Origin of the sequence: Acinetobacter sp. YH12251 (assembly GCF_013417465.1) — a bacterium.
Classification (GTDB): domain Bacteria; phylum Pseudomonadota; class Gammaproteobacteria; order Pseudomonadales; family Moraxellaceae; genus Acinetobacter; species Acinetobacter amyesii.
This window is the reverse complement of record NZ_VPDZ01000036.1, coordinates 1-5,322: the sequence shown is the minus strand read 5'-3', so window position 1 is coordinate 5,322 and position 5,322 is coordinate 1. Positions and strand designations below refer to the sequence as shown.

General features: G+C 48.8%; 2 tRNA genes and 2 rRNA genes. All 4 read left to right on the top strand.

Annotated features, from left to right (window positions below):
• Positions 1 to 167 precede the first annotated feature (167 nt).
• The 4 genes from FTV27_RS16710 (at position 168) to FTV27_RS16695 (ending at position 5,301) form a co-directional block, all read left to right on the top strand.
• Positions 168 to 1,706: ribosomal RNA gene (locus tag FTV27_RS16710) — 16S ribosomal RNA — on the top strand.
• A gap of 61 nt (positions 1,707 to 1,767) precedes the next feature.
• A tRNA-Ile gene (locus tag FTV27_RS16705) sits at positions 1,768 to 1,844 on the top strand.
• 74 nt (positions 1,845 to 1,918) lie between these two features.
• Positions 1,919 to 1,994 (top strand) — tRNA-Ala (locus FTV27_RS16700).
• 413 nt (positions 1,995 to 2,407) lie between these two features.
• Positions 2,408 to 5,301 (top strand): 23S ribosomal RNA (locus FTV27_RS16695).
• The 16S and 23S rRNA genes sit together here with 2 tRNA genes alongside, the layout of an rRNA operon.
• Positions 5,302 to 5,322 lie beyond the last annotated feature (21 nt).

Here is a 5,322-nt window from a genome sequence, read left to right as displayed (position 1 = left end):
AAGATCATTAAGAGATTATGAAGAACAACTTGTGTGGATTTTTACTGATTGATCGATCGAAATTATTTTCATTGATTGATGGTAGAAATTACTCGAAGTTTATTTGAGCAAATTTTTGTCAGTAATTGATGAGCCAAGATTGGTACACTATATGTACTATTGATTTTAAACTGAAGAGTTTGATCATGGCTCAGATTGAACGCTGGCGGCAGGCTTAACACATGCAAGTCGAGCGGGAATAGGTAGCTTGCTACCGATTTCTAGCGGCGGACGGGTGAGTAATGCTTAGGAATCTGCCTATTAGTGGGGGACAACATTTCGAAAGGGATGCTAATACCGCATACGTCCTACGGGAGAAAGCAGGGGATCTTCGGACCTTGCGCTAATAGATGAGCCTAAGTCGGATTAGCTAGTTGGTGGGGTAAAGGCCTACCAAGGCGACGATCTGTAGCGGGTCTGAGAGGATGATCCGCCACACTGGGACTGAGACACGGCCCAGACTCCTACGGGAGGCAGCAGTGGGGAATATTGGACAATGGGGGGAACCCTGATCCAGCCATGCCGCGTGTGTGAAGAAGGCCTTTTGGTTGTAAAGCACTTTAAGCGAGGAGGAGGCTACTTTGGTTAATACCTAGAGATAGTGGACGTTACTCGCAGAATAAGCACCGGCTAACTCTGTGCCAGCAGCCGCGGTAATACAGAGGGTGCGAGCGTTAATCGGATTTACTGGGCGTAAAGCGTGCGTAGGCGGCTTTTTAAGTCGGATGTGAAATCCCCGAGCTTAACTTGGGAATTGCATTCGATACTGGGAAGCTAGAGTATGGGAGAGGATGGTAGAATTCCAGGTGTAGCGGTGAAATGCGTAGAGATCTGGAGGAATACCGATGGCGAAGGCAGCCATCTGGCCTAATACTGACGCTGAGGCACGAAAGCATGGGGAGCAAACAGGATTAGATACCCTGGTAGTCCATGCCGTAAACGATGTCTACTAGCCGTTGGGGCCTTTGAGGCTTTAGTGGCGCAGCTAACGCGATAAGTAGACCGCCTGGGGAGTACGGTCGCAAGACTAAAACTCAAATGAATTGACGGGGGCCCGCACAAGCGGTGGAGCATGTGGTTTAATTCGATGCAACGCGAAGAACCTTACCTGGTCTTGACATAGTAAGAACTTTCCAGAGATGGATTGGTGCCTTCGGGAACTTACATACAGGTGCTGCATGGCTGTCGTCAGCTCGTGTCGTGAGATGTTGGGTTAAGTCCCGCAACGAGCGCAACCCTTTTCCTTATTTGCCATCGGGTTAAGCCGGGAACTTTAAGGATACTGCCAGTGACAAACTGGAGGAAGGCGGGGACGACGTCAAGTCATCATGGCCCTTACGACCAGGGCTACACACGTGCTACAATGGTCGGTACAAAGGGTTGCTACTCCGCGAGGAGATGCTAATCTCAAAAAGCCGATCGTAGTCCGGATTGGAGTCTGCAACTCGACTCCATGAAGTCGGAATCGCTAGTAATCGCGGATCAGAATGCCGCGGTGAATACGTTCCCGGGCCTTGTACACACCGCCCGTCACACCATGGGAGTTTGTTGCACCAGAAGTAGGTAGTCTAACCGTAAGGAGGACGCTTACCACGGTGTGGCCGATGACTGGGGTGAAGTCGTAACAAGGTAGCCGTAGGGGAACCTGCGGCTGGATCACCTCCTTAACGAAAGATTGACGATTGGTAAGAATCCACAACAAGTTGTTCTTCATGACGATGTATCTGAGGGTCTGTAGCTCAGTTGGTTAGAGCACACGCTTGATAAGCGTGGGGTCACAAGTTCAAGTCTTGTCAGACCCACCATTCTGACTAACGAAGTATTTGAATAAAATACGGAAGCAAACAGAGAATCAGAAACATTGACTTATTGATAAGCTGGGGACTTAGCTTAGTTGGTAGAGCGCCTGCTTTGCACGCAGGAGGTCAGGAGTTCGACTCTCCTAGTCTCCACCATACATTGCTACGCAATGTATAAAGAACGAAGCTAAAATAAACAATCAAACGATTGTTAGCTTAGTCCTTAAGCGATCAAGTGTTTAGGTTATAGAGCTTAGCAACAAAGTGGCGTATGATTCGCTTCATTGTTATTAAGCTCTGTGATTTATCACAGTTTCCTGACCTGACGAAGGCTGGAAAAATCATTAACAGAATATATTTGAGTTGAAATAATTTGTTCATACTCGTTTGATTTAACCTAACAAGCAATTGTGAAAGTTGAATGAAATGAGTTACTAGCGAAATTAACTGAATCAAGCGTTTTGGTATATGAATCTAATTGAAGCTGTACAGTGATTAAGTTCACGAAGCTCTAAACTGTAATGTTGGTTGATCTACTTGTAGGATCAAACGACTGTTTGGGGTTGTATAGTCAAGTAATTAAGTGCATGTGGTGGATGCCTTGGCAGTCAGAGGCGATGAAAGACGTAATAGCCTGCGATAAGCTCCGGGGAGGCGGCAAATATCCTGTGATCCGGAGATTTCTGAATGGGGAAACCCACCCGCTATAAGGCGGGTATCATAAACTGAATACATAGGTTTATGAGGCGAACGAGGGGAAGTGAAACATCTCAGTACCCTTAGGAAAAGAAATCAATTGAGATTCCCTCAGTAGCGGCGAGCGAACGGGGAAAAGCCCATTAAGTTATCTAAGCTTTAGTGGAACGCTCTGGGAAGTGCGACCATAGTAGGTGATAGTCCTGTACACGAAAGGGCTTAGATAATGATGTCGAGTAGGGCGAGGCACGTGAAACCTTGTCTGAATATGGGGGGACCATCCTCCAAGGCTAAATACTCCTGACTGACCGATAGTGAACCAGTACCGTGAGGGAAAGGCGAAAAGAACCCCTGTGAGGGGAGTGAAATAGATCCTGAAACCGCATGCATACAAGCAGTGGGAGCCAACTTGTTTGGTGACTGCGTACCTTTTGTATAATGGGTCAGCGACTTACATTCAGTAGCAAGGTTAACCGATTAGGGGAGCCGTAGAGAAATCGAGTCTTAATAGGGCGTTTAGTTGCTGGGTGTAGACCCGAAACCGGGTGATCTATCCATGAGCAGGTTGAAGGTTGGGTAACACTAACTGGAGGACCGAACCCACTGTCGTTGAAAAGCCAGGGGATGACTTGTGGATAGGGGTGAAAGGCTAATCAAACTCGGTGATAGCTGGTTCTCCCCGAAAGCTATTTAGGTAGCGCCTCGGACGAATACCATTGGGGGTAGAGCACTGTTTCGGCTAGGGGGTCATCCCGACTTACCAAACCGATGCAAACTCCGAATACCAATGAGTACTATCCGGGAGACAGACTGCGGGTGCTAACGTCCGTAGTCAAGAGGAAAACAATCCAGACCGCCAGCTAAGGCCCCAAAATTATAGTTAAGTGGGAAACGATGTGGGAAGGCATAGACAGCTAGGAGGTTGGCTTAGAAGCAGCCACCCTTTAAAGAAAGCGTAATAGCTCACTAGTCGAGTCGGCCTGCGCGGAAGATGTAACGGGGCTAAAACTATATGCCGAAGCTGCGGATTTACACATTAGTGTAAGTGGTAGGGGAGCGTTCTGTAAGCCGATGAAGGTGGATTGAGAAGTCTGCTGGAGGTATCAGAAGTGCGAATGCTGACGTGAGTAACGACAAAACGGGTGAAAAACCCGTTCGCTGAAAGACCAAGGGTTCCAGTCCAACGTTAATCGGGGCTGGGTGAGTCGACCCCTAAGGCGAGGCCGAGAGGCGTAGTCGATGGGAAATTGGTTAATATTCCAATACTTCAGTGTAATGCGATGAGAGGACGGAGAAGGTTAAGTCAGCCTGGCGTTGGTTGTCCAGGTGAAAGGAAGTAGGCATGTATCTTAGGCAAATCCGGGGTACTCTATGCTGAGATCTGACAGCAAGCTGTACTTGTACAGTGAAGTGGCTGATACCATACTTCCAGGAAAAGTCTCTAAGCTTCAGTTACACTGGAATCGTACCCGAAACCGACACAGGTGGTCAGGTCGAGTAGACCAAAGCGCTTGAGAGAACTCTGCTGAAGGAACTAGGCAAAATGGTACCGTAACTTCGGGAGAAGGTACGCTGCTTTTGGTGATGGAACTTGCTTCCTGAGCTGAGAGCAGCCACAGAAACCAGGCCCCTGCAACTGTTTATTAAAAACATAGCACTCTGCAAACACGAAAGTGGACGTATAGGGTGTGATGCCTGCCCGGTGCTGGAAGGTTAATTGATGGGGTTAGCGTAAGCGAAGCTCTTGATCGAAGCCCCAGTAAACGGCGGCCGTAACTATAACGGTCCTAAGGTAGCGAAATTCCTTGTCGGGTAAGTTCCGACCTGCACGAATGGCATAATGATGGGGGCGCTGTCTCCAGCAGAGGCTCAGTGAAATCGAAATCGCCGTGAAGATGCGGTGTACCCGCGGCTAGACGGAAAGACCCCGTGAACCTTTACTGCAGCTTGACATTGAACTTTGATCTTACTTGTGTAGGATAGGTGGGAGGCTTTGAAACCGAGACGCTAGTTTCGGTGGAGCCAATCTTGAAATACCACCCTGGTAATATTGAGGTTCTAACTCTGCTCCATGATCTGGAGCGAGGACCATGTCTGGTGGGTAGTTTGACTGGGGCGGTCTCCTCCTAAAGAGTAACGGAGGAGTACGAAGGTGCGCTCAGCGTGGTCGGAAATCACGCGTAGAGTATAAAGGCAAAAGCGCGCTTAACTGCGAGACCCACAAGTCGAGCAGGTACGAAAGTAGGTCTTAGTGATCCGGTGGTTCTGTATGGAAGGGCCATCGCTCAACGGATAAAAGGTACTCTGGGGATAACAGGCTGATACCGCCCAAGAGTTCATATCGACGGCGGTGTTTGGCACCTCGATGTCGGCTCATCTCATCCTGGGGCTGAAGCAGGTCCCAAGGGTATGGCTGTTCGCCATTTAAAGAGGTACGCGAGCTGGGTTTAGAACGTCGTGAGACAGTTCGGTCCCTATCTACCGTGGGCGCTGGAAATTTGAGAGGATCTGCTCCTAGTACGAGAGGACCAGAGTGGACGAACCTCTGGTGTACCGGTTGTGACGCCAGTCGCATCGCCGGGTAGCTATGTTCGGAAGGGATAACCGCTGAAAGCATCTAAGCGGGAAGCCTACCTCAAGATAAGATTTCCCTTGGACTTTATGTCCACTAAAGAGCCGTTGAAGACTACGACGTTGATAGGTTGGATGTGGAAGTGCGGTGACGCATGAAGCTGACCAATACTAATTGCTCGTGAGGCTTGACTATACAACACCCAAACAGTTGTAT